The 14,562-nt window shown below is 69.0% G+C and carries 13 protein-coding genes; all 13 read right to left on the bottom strand.

Features of this window, described 5'->3' with window-relative positions; genetic code table 11:
* A partial coding sequence (locus VKZ50_02810; protein HLJ58642.1) for a DNA translocase FtsK 4TM domain-containing protein occupies positions 1-1,938 on the bottom strand: 1,938 nt, incomplete at its 3' end.
* Between the two features lie 91 nt (positions 1,939-2,029).
* The gene (locus VKZ50_02805; protein HLJ58641.1) at positions 2,030-3,790 is read right to left on the bottom strand and encodes a ribonuclease J; all 1,761 of its coding nucleotides are present in this window, start codon (positions 3,788-3,790) and stop codon (positions 2,030-2,032) included.
* A 79-nt stretch (positions 3,791-3,869) separates the two neighbouring features.
* Positions 3,870-4,421, bottom strand: coding sequence for a uracil-DNA glycosylase (locus VKZ50_02800; protein ID HLJ58640.1), 552 nt, complete (start codon positions 4,419-4,421; stop codon positions 3,870-3,872).
* Between the two features lie 53 nt (positions 4,422-4,474).
* Positions 4,475-5,368, bottom strand: a complete 894-nt coding sequence (dapA, locus tag VKZ50_02795) for a 4-hydroxy-tetrahydrodipicolinate synthase (protein ID HLJ58639.1) — start codon at positions 5,366-5,368, stop codon at positions 4,475-4,477.
* Positions 5,369-5,474: 106 nt separating this feature from the next.
* Entirely contained in the window at positions 5,475-6,500 is a 1,026-nt protein-coding gene (locus VKZ50_02790; GenBank protein HLJ58638.1) for an aspartate-semialdehyde dehydrogenase, read from the bottom strand.
* Positions 6,501-6,590: 90 nt separating this feature from the next.
* Positions 6,591-7,397 (bottom strand): 4-hydroxy-tetrahydrodipicolinate reductase, encoded by an 807-nt coding sequence (gene dapB, locus VKZ50_02785; protein HLJ58637.1) that lies wholly within the window; start codon positions 7,395-7,397, stop codon positions 6,591-6,593.
* Positions 7,384-8,679, bottom strand: coding sequence for a pitrilysin family protein (locus tag VKZ50_02780; GenBank protein ID HLJ58636.1), 1,296 nt, complete (start codon positions 8,677-8,679; stop codon positions 7,384-7,386). The genes dapB and VKZ50_02780 overlap by 14 nt, the downstream gene beginning before the upstream one ends.
* Positions 8,680-8,803: 124 nt before the next feature.
* A complete protein-coding gene (locus VKZ50_02775; protein ID HLJ58635.1) occupies positions 8,804-11,059 on the bottom strand; it encodes a polyribonucleotide nucleotidyltransferase in 2,256 nt (751 codons plus the stop codon).
* Positions 11,060-11,150: 91 nt separating this feature from the next.
* Positions 11,151-11,423 (bottom strand): 30S ribosomal protein S15, encoded by a 273-nt coding sequence (rpsO, locus tag VKZ50_02770; GenBank protein ID HLJ58634.1) that lies wholly within the window; start codon positions 11,421-11,423, stop codon positions 11,151-11,153.
* Positions 11,424-11,543: 120 nt separating this feature from the next.
* On the bottom strand, positions 11,544-12,104 hold the full coding sequence (gene efp, locus VKZ50_02765) for an elongation factor P (protein HLJ58633.1): 561 nt from the start codon (positions 12,102-12,104) through the stop codon (positions 11,544-11,546).
* A gap of 151 nt (positions 12,105-12,255) precedes the next feature.
* Positions 12,256-13,326 carry a Xaa-Pro peptidase family protein gene (locus VKZ50_02760; GenBank protein HLJ58632.1) on the bottom strand — a complete coding sequence of 357 codons (1,071 nt, stop codon included), beginning with the start codon at positions 13,324-13,326 and terminating at the stop codon, positions 12,256-12,258.
* A gap of 40 nt (positions 13,327-13,366) precedes the next feature.
* Positions 13,367-13,855 carry a YqeG family HAD IIIA-type phosphatase gene (locus VKZ50_02755; protein ID HLJ58631.1) on the bottom strand — a complete coding sequence of 163 codons (489 nt, stop codon included), beginning with the start codon at positions 13,853-13,855 and terminating at the stop codon, positions 13,367-13,369.
* A gap of 34 nt (positions 13,856-13,889) precedes the next feature.
* Positions 13,890-14,219 carry a DUF1292 domain-containing protein gene (locus VKZ50_02750; protein HLJ58630.1) on the bottom strand — a complete coding sequence of 110 codons (330 nt, stop codon included), beginning with the start codon at positions 14,217-14,219 and terminating at the stop codon, positions 13,890-13,892.
* Positions 14,220-14,562: the final 343 nt, after the last annotated feature.

Raw genomic sequence — 14,562 nt, 5'->3', positions numbered from 1 at the left:
GGTCGCGCGGGTCATCTGGGCCAGCCGGCAGATGATCTCCTCGAAGTCCGCCGGCGCCACCATCATCAGGTCCGCCAGCTCGTCGATGATGATGAGGATGTAGGCAAGGGGCCGGTCCGGATGCGCGGCGTTGAACGCCTGGATGTTCCGGACGCCGTCCTTGGCAAACATCTCGTAGCGGCTCTCCATCTCCTGGATCGCCCAGCGCAGCTTCGCGGCCGCCTCGCGGGGCCCGGTCACGACCGGGCTCAGCAGATGGGGAATACCGTTGTAGTTCGTCAGCTCGACCCGCTTCGGATCAATCATCAGGAAGCGGACCCGCTCGGGTGTGGACCGGAACAGGATGCTGGCGATCATGCTGTTCAGCATTACGCTCTTGCCCGCGCCGGTCGCGCCCGCGATGAGCAAGTGGGGCATCGTCACGAGATCCGTCACCACCGGGGCACCGGCCGTACCCTTGCCGATCGCGACCATGAGCGGCGACCGCGCGGATCGGAACTCTTCGCTCGCCACAACCTCGCGCAGGTGAACCAGGCTCGCCCGCTCGTTGGGTAGCTCCACACCGACCGCGGACTTCCCGGGGATCGGCGCCTCCAGGCGAACGCTGCTGGCCGCCAGCGCGAGCGCGATGTCGTTCTGGAGGCTAGTGATCTTCTGCACTTTCACGCCGGGCGCGGGCTGCAGTTCGTAGCGCGTCACGACCGGTCCCATCTCCCAGCGCACCACCCGCGCGTCGACCCCAAAGCTCCCGAGCGTACGCTCCAGGCTGCGCGCAACCTCCTCCGGATCGACCTTCCCGATCCGGCCCTTGCCCGACGGGAACGCGTCGAGCAGTGACAGGTCAGGCAGCGTGTACGCTCGCGGGGACTGCGTCGGAAACGGCAGCGCCTCTTGCGCGACCGCAGCCTTCCGCCTCCGCGTGCCGCCGCCGGTGGACGCCCGTCCCGCTGGCAACGCGCCGTCCGGCGTGGTCCCGGCGTCCCCGCCCGGACCGGCCTCCTCCGTAGCCGCCCCGCCCGCCTGTACGTCAGGCGCATTGCCGCGTTCCGGGGATGCCTCCGGATCCAGCGACTCGCCCCGATCCACGCCGCCCGCGTCTGCGGCAAATACCACGTCGCCGTCATCCGGATATATTGGCAGATCCTGCCGAACACCGTCGTGCGACGCGGTGCCGAAGCCGCGGCGGGACGTCGCGACGGACGCACCTCCCGCCGAGGCGAGCAACGGATCGAGACCGGATGATCCTGCGTGCACGTGCCGCCACGCCGGGATCGCCCCGCGCGTGCGGCGGCCCAGACGCGCGAGCGCCGCCCCCGCCGTCCGCACGCCCGCCTCGAGTGCGTGCCGCAACGCCGGCCCCCCGCTCCGGCCCGCCGCCACGCACAGTCCCGCGAGCCACGCCCCGAGCCCTCGAAGCGCGGCCGAGGCCCAGGCTGCGAGCGCACCGATCACCCGCCACACGACACGCGACACGTCCGTGAACGACGTGCCGGAGGTCAGCATCGCAGCGAGCCCGGCGCCCAGGGCGGTAACGGTCCACAGCCCTGGCTCCCCGACGGCCCGTCTGAGGATGACCTCGAGGCCCGCACCCACATAGCCCCCGCCCTTCCGGCCCAATGCGGCCGTCCACTCTTCGCCTGCCGGATACCGCAGGTGCAACGCGACGAGGGCGACGAGGTAGCCGAGCAGGATCCCGTAGAGGCGGGAACTGAGACGGAACTGGCGGCGGACGAAAAAGATGAGCCCCACGAGCGCCAGGAACACCGGGACCCACCCCACCGCGACCCCAAAACCCTGGCCGAGACGGGCAGCGATCCACCGGGGAGCCAACGCGGTCTGCTCGGGAACGAGGCTTACGCCAATCAGGGTCGCGAGCGCGATCAGCGCCGCCCCTACGGCCTGGGGAAACCTGCCTCGGGATGCCTTCCGCTTGGCCACGTGCGGCCTCCTGTTGTGCGATCCGGTTCCGTGATCGTTGGTCCGTCTCCTCGTGCGGTCGAATCCGGTGCGCGCACGATGGTTGCTGCGATCATACTTCCACGAGCATAGGTAGGATCATGGGCTGACGCCGCGTTTGCTCAAACAGGTATCTTCCCAGGGCCTCCCGTATCGCCGTTCTCACCGCGCCCCAGTCCGGCGTGCCTCGCTGCCGGCACCGGGCGACGGCGTCTTTTATGCGCTTTTTCGCCTCGTCGATCAGGTCGCCGGACTCGCGCATGTAGACGAACCCGCGCGACACGATGTCCGGCTCCATCACGAGCTCCCCGGACTGCCGATCCAGGGCTACGAGCGCGATCAGCATTCCGTCTCGGGCGAGCTGACGGCGGTCCCGCAACACCACCGCACCGACACCGCCGAGCCCGTCCACCAACACCTCGCCGGCGTCCACCGTACCGGCATGCGTGATCCGGCCGGCCGACACCTCGATAATCTGTCCATTCTCCGCGAGGAGGCTGCGCTCCTCCGGCAAGCCAACCGAGGCCGCCAGCCGCCGATTGAGTACGAGGTGCCGGTACTCTCCGTGGACCGGGACGAAGAACCGCGGCCGCAGGAAGGTGAGCATGAGCTTCAACTCCTCCTGGCAGGCGTGCCCCGAAGCGTGCACGGCGGCCCCATGAATCACCTCTGCCCCCTGCCGGTACAGGTGGTTGATCGTACGGGCGACCATCCCCTCGTTACCGGGGATCGGTGACGCGGACAGGATCACCGTGTCGCCCGCCTTGATCGTCACCGTACGGTGTTGGCCCATCGCCATCCGGGTGAGCGCCGAGAGAGGTTCACCCTGGCTGCCGGTCGTCAGGATGGTGACGTGGCGGTCGCTCAGACCTCGAACCTGCTCGAGCGGGATGAGTGTGCCACGGGGAGCTTGGAGCGCGCCCAATTCCATGGCAATCGCCACGGTGTCCACCATGCTGCGCCCGGCCAGCGCCACTTTGCGGTCGTGCCGCGCCGCGGTCGACAGGACCTGCTGGATGCGATGGACGTTGCTCGCGAACGTGGTCACGAGCACACGCCCGGGCACGCGACCGAAAATCTCGTCGAGGGCCGCGCCCACGGTCCGTTCGGACGGTGCGTAGCCTGGACGCTCCACGTTGGTCGAGTCCATCAGCAACGCCAGCACGCCAGCCTCGCCGATTTCCGCGAGCCGCGAGAAGTCGGTCGGGTGCCCGTCGATCGATGTCGGATCGAACTTAAAGTCGCCGGTCCAGACGACCACGCCGGCGGTCGTCCGGACGACGACGGCGCACGATTGCGGGATGTTGTGATTGACGTGCACCAACTCGACCTCGAACGGCCCGACCTGGATCGGGTGCCGCGCGTCCACGGGTACCGCTTGCATTTTCGGTGCGTGCGGCATCTCGTCCACGCGTCGGCGGGCGAGCCCTAGGGTCAAGGGCGTCCCGTAGACGGGCGCCGCCCGTGCTTGAAGGAGATAGGGCAGACTGCCGACATGGTCCTCGTGCCCGTGCGTGAGCACGATTCCGTGCAGCGTCCCACCGGACGCCAGAAACCGATAGTCGGGGATCACCAGATCGATCCCCAGCATCTCCTCGTCCGGGAACGCGAGCCCGGCGTCCACCACGAGCATGTCCCCGCCCATACGGAGGACCGTGCTGTTCTTCCCGATTTCTCCGAGCCCGCCGAGCGGGATCAACTGGATCCCGGGCGCGGTCGGACGCGGGACCGCCGGTTGGGACCGCGGCCGGCCGCGGCGGCGGCGGGAACGGCCTCCCGCCGCACCACCCGGCTCTACGTTCCCTGTGCGTCGCGCTGGCTGATCGGGGGACATCAGGCAGACTCCGATCGGAACGAAGTACGTCCTGGGCGGGCATCGGACGCGCCCGCGCGCACACGCAGCGTCCCGGGAGTCATTCGCCCTCCCTCCCGAGGCCGCGCACGAGCCTTCCGAGCACGCGAATATCGCGGAACAAGAGCGGGCGCACCGCCGGATTGTGGAGCGCGTACGACGGATGGTACAGTGGCAGCACGGTGCGGCTTCCCAACCGTTGCGGACGGCCATGGACCTCCCCGATCTGGGCACCGGGAAGCAGCGCCGCGAGGGAGTGGCGACCGAGCGTGACGACGACTCGAGGACGGAGCACGTCGAGTTGCGCGCGCAACCAAGGCAGGCACGCCGCGACCTCAGCAGACGACGGCGGCCGGTCGCGGGGCGGTGTGGTTGCCGTTGCCGCGCGGTCTTTGATCACGTTCGTGATGTACACGTCGGCTCGGGCCAGCCCGGCCTGCCGCAACAATTCATCGAGCAACCGTCCCGCCCGCCCGACGAAAGGCCTGCCGGTCGCGTCCTCCAACCGGCCCGGTCCCTCGCCGACAATCACGACGGAGGCGGCACCGCTCCCCTCCCCCGGCACCGCCCGCGTGCGCGTGCGCCACAGGGGGCACCGGCGGCATCGACGGATCCGGGCGTGCAGCGCCTCGAGCCGGTCGCCCGTGACGCGCGCCGGACCGTCGCTCAGGCCGCCACCGGCGTCAGCGCGAGCTGCCTGAGGACCGCTGCGATCTGGTCGCGCTCCGCCGCGGTGGCCTCGATGAGCGGCAGCCGCAGGCCGCCCGCGTCAAACCCGGTCAGCGCGAGCGCCGCCTTCACGGGCGTTGGGTTCGACGTGATGAACAGCACCTTGAACAGCGGCAGCAGCCGCAGGTGGAGTTCCGTCGCCCGCCCAACGTTCCCCGCAAAGAACGCGTCGATCATCTCCCGGATCTCGCGGCCAGCGATGTGCGCGGCCACGCTCACGATGCCGACACCGCCCACCGCGAGCAGCGGCAGCGTGAGGCTGTCGTCACCGCTGTAGAGTTTGAACGCCGGCGGCGTGAGCTTCCGGATCTGCGACATCTGATCGAGGCTACCGCTCGCCTCTTTAACCGCGACGATGTTGCGGACCTGGGCCAACCGCGCGATCGTCGTCGGCTCACAGTTGATGGACGTCCGGCCCTGGATGTTGTACAGCATCACGGGCAGGCGCGTGCTGTCCGCGACCGCCTTGAAATGTTGGTACAATCCCTCCTGCGACGGTTTGTTGTAGTAGGGGTTCACGAGGAGCACACCGTCACATCCGACCCGCTCCGCCTCGTGGGTCAGATGCATGCTGTGCGCGGTGTTGTAGGTACCCGTGCCGGCGATCACCGCCGCACGGCTCCCCACGGTCTCCTTGACCGTGCGGAAGAGGCGCACCTTCTCGTCGTCCGTCAACGTTGGGGACTCGCCGGTGGTGCCGCAGACAACGAGCCCGTCGGACCCGTTGTCCAGCAGACGCTTGGCGAGGGCCGCCGCCTTGTCGTAGTCCACCGCGAGGTTGCGATCCATGGGTGTTACCATGGCGGTGATCACGCGTCCGAACTCGACCATTTCCCCCTCACCTCCCGGGCTCACTCCACTGTGGCCCCGCGCATCACACAGAACGTTCAGGACACACGGCGCCCGCTCCTGCCGCCGCCGCACGTCAACGACCGGACTACGTGGCGCGCGCCCCCAGCAGCACGCCGTCGCGGACCACGGCCTCGGCGATCTGGACCGTGTTGAGCGCCGCGCCTTTGCGGAGGTTGTCGGCGACCGCGAAGAACGCGAGCATGCCCGCGCCGTCCGTGCGAATCCGGCCGACGTGACACGGATCGCCGCCGGATGCGGCGAGCGGCGTCGGGTATCGAGCGGCCGCGGGGTCGTCCACGACATCCACCCCGGGCGCCGCCCCCAGGAGGGCGCGCGCGTGCGCCGGGTCGAGCGGCGTGGAGAACTCGGCGTGCACCGCGACCCCGTGAGCCCGAAGCGTGGGCACCCGGACACACGTGACGCCGAAGGCGACCTCGGGCGCGTCGAGCATCTTCCGGAGCTCGGCCGCCATCTTGACCTCCTCGCTCGTGTGCGCACCGCGAAACGACCCGACGGCCGGGATCACGTTCATGGCGATCGGCTGCCGGAACGCGGTCCCCCGCGCCTGGGTCGGCGCGACGCCGGTGTCGACGGCATCCCGGAGCTCCGCCCAGAGCTGGGTGACGCCCGCCTGGCCCGCGCCCGACACCGACTGGTAGGAGCACGCGATCAGCCGGCGCAGGCCCGCGGCCCGGTGCAGCGGCGCGAGCGGCACCGTGATGGTGGCGACGGTGCAGTTCGGGTTCGCGATGATCCGCCGAGGCACGCGCCGAAGCGCCGCGGGGTTGACTTCCGGAATCACCAGCGGCACGTCCGGCGTCATCCGAAACGCCGCGGAGTTGTCGATGACCAGCGCACCGCGTGCGGCGGCGACGGGCACCCACGTCTCGGCGACGTCGTCGGGCGTGTCAAAGATCGCGATGTCGATGTCGTCGAACGCCGCCGGCGCGACAGCCTCCACCACGAGATCGCCGACCCGCGTGCCCGCGGATCTCGGCGACGCGAGCGCGCGCAGCCGCGCCGTCGGGAACCGGCGCGCGGCGAGGATCTCCAGCACCTCCCGGCCAACGGCACCCGTCGCACCCACGACGGCGACCCGGTATCCGGTCATGGTCATCCCTCCCACCACGCTCGATGTGTGCCACGAGAGATCTTGACGGGCCGCGCGGTCCGCGGCCCTCGCCACCCTCCGGTCACGACGCTACAGATCAAGAATGTGCTCCAGCCCCTCCACGAGGTCGTGGAGGGCGCCGACCCGTTCAATCGCCAGCACCAGACCAGGCATGAACGACTCCTCGCTCACCGAATCGTGCCGGATGAGCAGCGTCTGCCCGGCGGCGCCGAACAACACTTCCTGGTGGGCTACGAGCCCCGGCAGCCGCACGCTGTGCACCCGAACACCGTCCACGAGACCTCCGCGCGCACCCGGCACCATCTCCGTCTCGGGCACCGCCGGCGGTGGCGCCGCGCCGCGGGCGGCGGCGATCAGACGGGCCGTCCTGGCGGCGGTACCGGACGGTGCGTCGCGTTTTCGATCGTGGTGCAACTCGGTCACTTCCACGTGCGGGAAGAACCGTGCCGCGCGAGTGGCGAACTCCATCATCAGGATCGCGCCGAGCGCAAAGTTCGGAGCGACCAACACCCCGATCCCCTCCGCGCGGCAACGCGCACCGAGCCGAGCAGTGTCCTCCGCGGGCATGCCGGTCGCCCCGATCACCACGGGTACCCGGTGATCGAGCGCCACGTCCGCGTGCCCCGCGACCGCCTCCCCGCGGCTGAGGTCGACCAGCACGGTCGGACGGGCCGCCAAGAACAGGTCCGCGAGGTCGGCGCCGATCGGCACGCCGAGCGTGCCAACGCCGGCCACGGTGCCGGCGTCTTGACCGACGGACGAAGCCCGTCCCAGGGCGCCCACGAGCACCATGTCGTCGCGGCGCGCGATGGTCCGGATCGCGGCGCGGCCCATACGCCCCGCCGCCCCCGCGACCACGACTCTATGCACCGGCATAGCGACGCACCTCCCCGCGCAGCTCCTCGGCCAGCCTGCCGTGGGCATCGAACGGCCCGATCGCCGCGAGCGACATCCGCTCCGGCACGAACAGCGCGGTCGCCACGCGGCGGACGTCGTCCGCGTCCACAGCGTCGACGTCCGCGATGATCTCGTCGAGCGTCAACTGGCGTCCGAAATACTGCTCCGACCGCGCGAGCTTGCTCATCCGGCTTCCCGGCGTCTCCAGGTCGAGCATGAGGCTCCCCTTGAGCGACTCCTTCGCCCGCGTGATCTCCTCGGCGGGCAGGCCGTTCGTCGCCCGTCCGAGATTATCGAACACCAACCGGACGACCTCGCGCGCGGCCACCGGGCTCGTTCCGCAGTAGACGACGAACGCCCCGACGTCCTGATAAGCCGCGTGGTATGTCGAGACGGCGTACGCCAACCCCCGCTCCTCGCGGATCTCCTGGAAGAGCCGACTGCTCATGCCTCCCCCGAGCGCGGTGTCGAGGACGGCCAACGCGTAGCGGTCCTCATGCGCCTGCGGGTATCCGGGGCCGCCGAGGCACAGGTGCACCTGTTCGATCTCCTTGTTCCGCAGCGTCACCGCCGTTCGGGCCGCCGGCGGTGAGATCTCCACCGGGACGCGTCGGCCGCGCCAGCCGCCGAGCCAACGCTGCACCAACTCCACGATCTGCTCGTGTTCGAGCCGCCCCGCCGCAGCCACGATCGCGGCGTCCGGACGGCAGTAGGCATCCATGAAGGCCACCAGGTCCGCGCGCCCGAGCGCCTGCACTGTCTGCTCGACGCCGGCGATCGGTCGGCCAAGGGGGTGGTCCGGCCACACCGACGCGGCGAACAGATCGTGGACGAGATCGTCGGGCGCGTCTTCGTACATGTGGATCTCCTCGAGAATCACCTGCCGCTCCCGCTCGAGCGCGTCAGGGTCGAACGCTGGGTCCAGGAGCATATCTGACAGCACCGCCATCGCATCGTCGAGGTGGTCGCTGAGCACGCGCAGGTAGTAGCACGTATGCTCCTTGTCGGTGAACGCGTTGAGGTGGCCGCCGATCGCGTCCATCGTCTGCGCGATCGCGAGCGCCGATCGCGAGCGCGTGCCCTTGAACAGGGCGTGCTCGATGAAATGGCAGATGCCCATGCGCGCCGGCTCCTCGTGACGCGAGCCGGCACCAATCCACACCCCGAGCGACGCCGTGCGGACATGGTCCATCGGCTCGGTGAGCACCACGAGCCCGCTCGGCAGCACGGTCCTGCGGTAAAGCGCCTGATCGACCGCCATATCGCCCCCTATACTCCCCGCATCGCGTCGCCCCTCGGCCCGCGCTCGCCGGGCGGCGATTGCCGCGATAACCAAGAAGCCCCCTCGCGGAGGCTTCTCTCGCGCCAGGACGCCGTCGCTTCGACTACGATCGAGGCTTTCGATGGGGCGGCCGTTGATATCCGCGGTCCCCGCGCGGCCCGCGATCGTGCCGTGGGGGCCGGCCCGTCGCCGCGGACGCATCACCACCGGGACCCTCCCCCTCGACCACCTCACCGTCGGGCGCCGGCTCGTCATCCGGGATCAGCCCGCGGCGCGTGAGATTCACGCGACCGAGGTTATCGATCTCCTTCACCCGCACCTCGACCTCGTCCCCGACCTTGACCACGTCCTCCACCCGGCCGACCCGGTGGTTCGACAGCTCGGAGATGTGGACGAGCCCCTCCTTGCCTGGGAAGATCTCCACGAACGCCCCGAAGTTCATCAACCGGGTCACCTTGCCCTTATACACGTCGCCCGGCTTCGCTTCCTTGATGATGTCCTCGATCATCCGCTGTGCGCGCGCCGCCGCGTCCTCGCTCGCCGACGCGATCAGCACGCGTCCGTCCTGTTCGATGTCGATTTTGACCCCGGTCTCCGCAGTGATCTTGTTGATCACCTTGCCGCCGGGACCGATGACCTCGCGGATCCGGTCGGGGTTGATGTGAATCGTGAAGATCCGCGGCGCATACGGGGACATCGTCGGACGCGGAGCCGGAATCGTCCGTTCGATTACGCCGAGGATCTGCAAGCGCGCCTCGCGCGCCTGCGCGAGCGCCCGCTCGAACACGTCGCGCGACAGCCCCTTGATCTTGATGTCCATCTGGAGCGCCGTGACCCCATCGCGGGTCCCGGCCACCTTGAAATCCATGTCCCCCATCGCATCTTCAATGCCCTGGATGTCGGTAAGGATCGCCATGCGGCCGTCGCCGGCGGGGCCGCTGATCAGCCCCATCGCGATGCCGCCGACGGGCTTCGCGATCGGCACGCCCGCGTCCATCAATGCCAGCGTGCTGCCGCACACCGACGCCATCGACGTCGATCCGTTACTCTCGAGGACCAACGACACGAGCCGAAGCGTGTAGGGGAAGGCTTCTTCCGGCGGGATCATCGGTTCGAGCGCCCGCTCCGCGAGCGCGCCGTGGCCGATATCGCGCCGCCCCGGCGAGCGCAACGGCCGGGCCTCCCCGACGCTGTACGGCGGGAAGTCGTAGTGATGCAGGTACCGCTTGCGGTCGCGCAGGCTCAGATCGTCGATGATCTGCTCGTCTTGGCCGGTGCCGAGCGTACACGTCGTCAGCACCTGCGTTTGCCCGCGGACGAAGAGGCCGGATCCGTGGACCCGCGGCAGGAGCCCCACCTGCGCGCTGAGCGGCCGGATCTGTGTCAACGTCCGCCCGTCAGTCCGGACGCCCTCGTCCAGGATCATCCGGCGCACTTCGGCTTTGGTCAACGATTCGACGCAGTCGCCGATCGCCTTCGACTGCCCGGGGAACTGCGCGGCGAGTTGCGCCTGGACATCACCCGCCACGTCGGTCAGCGCACTCTCGCGGGACAACTTGTCGGCGTTCCGCAGCGCCGCGGCCAACCGCGAGCCTGCGGCCTCCCGAACCGCCGCCTCGACATCGGCGGGCGGACCCGCCAGCACCGGCGAGATCTTCGATCGGCCCGCCTGCCGGACGAGGTCCTCGATCGCCGCGGTAATCCGCCGGATCTCGGCGTGCGCCAGATCGAGCGCCTCGAGCAGCCGATCCTCCGGCACCTCGCGGGCGCCGGCCTCGACCATCGTGACCGCATCCCGCGTGCCGGCGACCACCAGGTCCAGATCGGTCGTCCGGTCGTCCACGACCCGCTGCGACGGGTTGACCACCAACTGTCCGTCCACGAGCCCCACGCGCACCGCCGCGATCGGGCCGTCCCACGGGATCTGGGAGATCGCCAACGCCGCACCCGCCCCCGTGACCGCGAGCACGTCCGGCGTGTGGTCCTGGTCGGTGCTGAGCACCGTGGCGATCACCTGGACGTCGTTGCGAAACCCCTTCGGAAACAGCGGCCGCAGCGGTCGGTCGATCAGCCGCGACGTCAGAATCGCGCGCTCGCCCGGGCGCCCTTCGCGCTTAAAAAAACCGCCGGGGATCTTCCCGGCGGCAAACATCTTCTCTTCGTAGTCGCACGTCAGCGGGAAGAAGTCGATCCCCTCCCGCGGACTCGCCGACATCGTGGCGGTCACCAACACCACCGTGTCCCCGTACCGCACGACGACCGCGCCGCTCGCCTGCTTCGCCAACTGCCCGGTTTCAATCGACAAGGGTAGGCCGGCGACCTCGACCTCCACCCGTCCCGTTTTGATCTCCGCGCTCATCCGCTGCCCGTCCTCCTCATCCCGCTCCCGCACCCCTGGGCCACCCGGCACGTGATCCGTCACACGGGATCAACGCCGGGCCCCCGCCATGTTATCGACGCAGCCCGAGCCGCTCCACGAGCGCGCGGTACCGCGCGAGATCGTGGTTGCTCAGGTACGTCAGCAACCGCCGCCGCTGGCCCACCATTTGCAGCAAGCCGCGTCGCGAGTGAAAGTCGTTCTTGTGAACCTTGAGATGCTCGCTCAGGTGAGTGATCCGTGCGGTCAGCCTGGCGATTTGAACATCCGGAGATCCCGTGTCATTCGGATGTCTCCGGAACTCCTCTGCAGGAACGCGCGGCGTCCCCGCACCCTCGGTGCTCAAGCGCTCCACCTCCTCAACAACTCCATCAACCTACGCGGCCGGGACACCGCCGGAGCTGCGGCTGCCCCCGCCTCACGATGTATCATTATATCATACGCACCGCCGCACCGCTTGCGGCGATCAGCGGACTCGCTCGATGTACGACCCGCTTCTCGTATCGACGCGGACGGTCTCGCCGGTCTCCACGAACAGCGGGATCTGGACCACGGCCCCGGTCTCCAGGGTGGCAGGCTTAGTGGCGCCGCTCACCGTATCCCCCCGAATTCCCGGGGCGGTCTCGACGATACGCAGATCCACCGAGTTCGGCAGCTCGGCGTTGATCGGCGTATCATCGTGGAACGTGACGGTGACGTCCATGTTCTCCCGCAGGAAGCGTACCGCGTCGCCGAACAACGCCCGACTGAGCGACAACTGCTCATAGGTGGTCTTGTCCATGACCACATACTCATCGCCGGTGCCGTACAGGTACTGCATCGTCTTCTTCTCAAGGTAGACCAGGGGCACACGCTCGCCCGCCCGGAACGTCCGCTCGGTCGTTGACCCGGTCTTGGTGTTGCGCACCTTCGCCTTCACGTACGCCGGGCCCCGGCCGACCTTCACGTGCTGCGACTCGACGATCGCATAGAGATCGCCGTCGAGCAGCACGTGCACACCGGGACGGAAGTCATTGCTCGAAATCACGTCGCATCACCCACCGGGAGTGTACCGGCCGCCGCCGGCCATTGTCAACCAACGCAACGATATATGATGCCCGATCCGCGCGCAACCGAGCGGGGTGCCGCCCCGAGCCCCGAGGGACGCAGCCGCCCGCGGCTGCGCGGTCCGGACGCGGTCACGCCGGCAGTACGATCAGCTCTTTCGGCGCGCGCGTGAGCACCCGGCAGCCCTCTGCCGTCACGACGACATCGTCCTCGATGCGGACCCCGCCCCACCCTGGAAGGTACACTCCCGGCTCGATGGTCACCACCATGCCCGGCTCCAACGGCACGTCCAAACGCGGCGACAGCGACGGACCCTCGTGGATCTCTAGCCCGATGCCGTGCCCAAGTCCGTGCCCGAACGCTTCCCCGTATCCCGCGGCCTCGATGACGCCGCGCGCGGCCGCGTCGACCGCCCGGGACGATGCGCCACCGCGCACCGCGCCGATGGCCCGACGCTGTGCCTCCAGCACGAGCGCGTAGATCTCGCGCTGCCGGTCGTCGGGCTGCCCCAAGACCACGGTCCGCGTGCAGTCGGACGTGTACCCTTCCCACACCGGCCCGAAGTCCAACGTGACGAAGTCGCCCGCCTCCAGGACGCGGTCCGTCGCCCGCCCGTGCGGCAGCGCGGAGCGCGGTCCGCTGGCAAACACAAGGTCGAACGAGAGCCGGTCCGCCCCCGCCCGCCGCATGTACGTCTCGAACTCGACAGCGGCGCTCCGTTCGGTCGTACCGGGGCGGAGCACCGTCAGGATGTGCGCGAAGCCGGCATCGGAGATCTCCGCGGCGCGCTGAATCGCGGCGACCTCCTCATCGTCCTTCGCCCATCGCACGCGGTCCACGTCCCCGAGTGGCACGAGTTCGACCGGGCTGAGCTTCTCGCGCAGACGCTCCACCTGAGCGTAGGGCATGAACTCTGCCTCAAACCCGATCCGGCGGAGCTCGTGGGCGCGGACCGCGGCGGCCAGGGCACCCGGGAGATCTGCCCCGCCTCGGAGGATCTCACACGACGCCGCCTGCGCCGCGGCCTGTTCATAGTAACGAAAATCAACGGCGAGCAGCGCGGCACCCTCCGTCACGAGGGCGATACCGGCGGATCCGGTAAAGCCGGTGACGTAGCGTCGGTTCTCGGCCTTCACCAGCAGCAGGGCGTCGACGCCGTTCCCAGCAAGATACTGCCGCGCGCGTTGCACGTGATCCCTCATCGTCCCCTCCAGAGGTGGCGCCGTCCGCTCCGTGACCGCCTCACCGGAGGCCTCGAAGCACCGCTCGTTCGACCACGCGGACGAGCTTCGTCAAGACGAACTCGCGCGGGCTCTGCGGCTGCACCAGGATCGTGTAGAGCCCCAGCCGGTTGCCGCCGAGCACGTCGGTGAACAACTGGTCCCCGACCAGCGCGGTGGTGTCGGCTGTCGTGCCCATCACACCCAACGCACGCCGCAGCGCCCCGCGCCGCGGCTTCATCGCACCGGTCAACGCCGGTACGTCCAAGGAGCGCGCAAGCGCGGTCACCCGCCGCCCGCCGTTGTTGCTCACGATGCACAACGCGACCTCCGCGGCGCGCGCACGCCGGAGCCACTCCACAAGCGCCTGGGGCGCCTCGCGGGCGCCCCAGGGAACGATGGTGTTGTCGAGATCCAGGATGAGTCCACGAATACCCCGCGCCACGAGCGCCGGGACATCGACGTCGTAGATCGTGTCCGCGCGCAACGCGGGACGAAACCACGGGTGCACGCGCGTCCGTCCCGCGATCAGCCCACGCGCGATGTTAGTGCGAGGTTGAACCGCGCTCTTCCGTGGAGATCTCGGTGCCCTCGTCGGACGACTCGTCGTCGTCGGCGTCGTCGGCCGTCTCCTCGTCCGCGTGCGTGTCCTCAAACGCCTGGCGGACGCGCTCGAACTCGGCATCGTCTTCGATCGTCACGAGCGCGTCGTCCTCCATGCGGAAGATCACCGCGGTATCCGACTCCTGGCCGTCCGCCACGGGTTGCAGAATCGCGTACCGACGCTCGTCCACGTCGAGCACGTCGACCACGCTGAACTCGTGTTCCGTCCCGTCTTCGTCCAGGAGGGTGATAACATCCGCGTTCTCAGGCACCTTGCAACCCCCTTGCGTTTTGACGGCCGACCCCGTCCGGGATCATCCGGTCACACCGCGCGACCACCCGCGCCAGCGGCCTCGGAATCCCCAACAACCGAATGGACATCCTCAATGGATCGCTGGGATGGGTCCTGGCGGGTTCAAACGCAAGAAGAGGATAGCACCCGATCGCTACGGGTGTCAACGCGCGTGCGCCGCACTGTAGTAGTTCAGCAATAATGTCACCCCCTAACAGTTCCGTGACTATGTCACCCTGGGACTATGACCAGGGAGACGATCATGTTGAGTCAGAAGGATCAACAGCGCGTGCAGGTCCTGACACAGGTCCATCGGGGCACGG

Source organism: bacterium (assembly GCA_035295165.1).
Lineage (GTDB): Bacteria > Sysuimicrobiota > Sysuimicrobiia > Sysuimicrobiales > Segetimicrobiaceae > JAJPIA01.
The sequence above is the reverse complement of the archived record's forward strand: the minus strand, read 5'-3'. Positions and strand labels throughout refer to the sequence as shown.

What these genes read in the sequence shown, in the direction of transcription:
- dapA (HLJ58639.1), bottom strand. Translation starts at nt 5,368, where the DNA reads ATGGTCGAGTTCGGACGCGTGATCACCGCCATGGTAACACCCATGGAT.
- VKZ50_02805 (HLJ58641.1), bottom strand. Translation starts at nt 3,790, where the DNA reads ATGTCCCCCGATCAGCCAGCGCGACGCACAGGGAACGTAGAGCCGGGT.
- VKZ50_02780 (HLJ58636.1), bottom strand. Translation starts at nt 8,679, where the DNA reads ATGGCGGTCGATCAGGCGCTTTACCGCAGGACCGTGCTGCCGAGCGGG.
- dapB (HLJ58637.1), bottom strand. Translation starts at nt 7,397, where the DNA reads ATGCCGGTGCATAGAGTCGTGGTCGCGGGGGCGGCGGGGCGTATGGGC.
- VKZ50_02775 (HLJ58635.1), bottom strand. Translation starts at nt 11,059, where the DNA reads ATGAGCGCGGAGATCAAAACGGGACGGGTGGAGGTCGAGGTCGCCGGC.
- VKZ50_02760 (HLJ58632.1), bottom strand. Translation starts at nt 13,326, where the DNA reads ATGAGGGATCACGTGCAACGCGCGCGGCAGTATCTTGCTGGGAACGGC.
- VKZ50_02790 (HLJ58638.1), bottom strand. Translation starts at nt 6,500, where the DNA reads ATGACCGGATACCGGGTCGCCGTCGTGGGTGCGACGGGTGCCGTTGGC.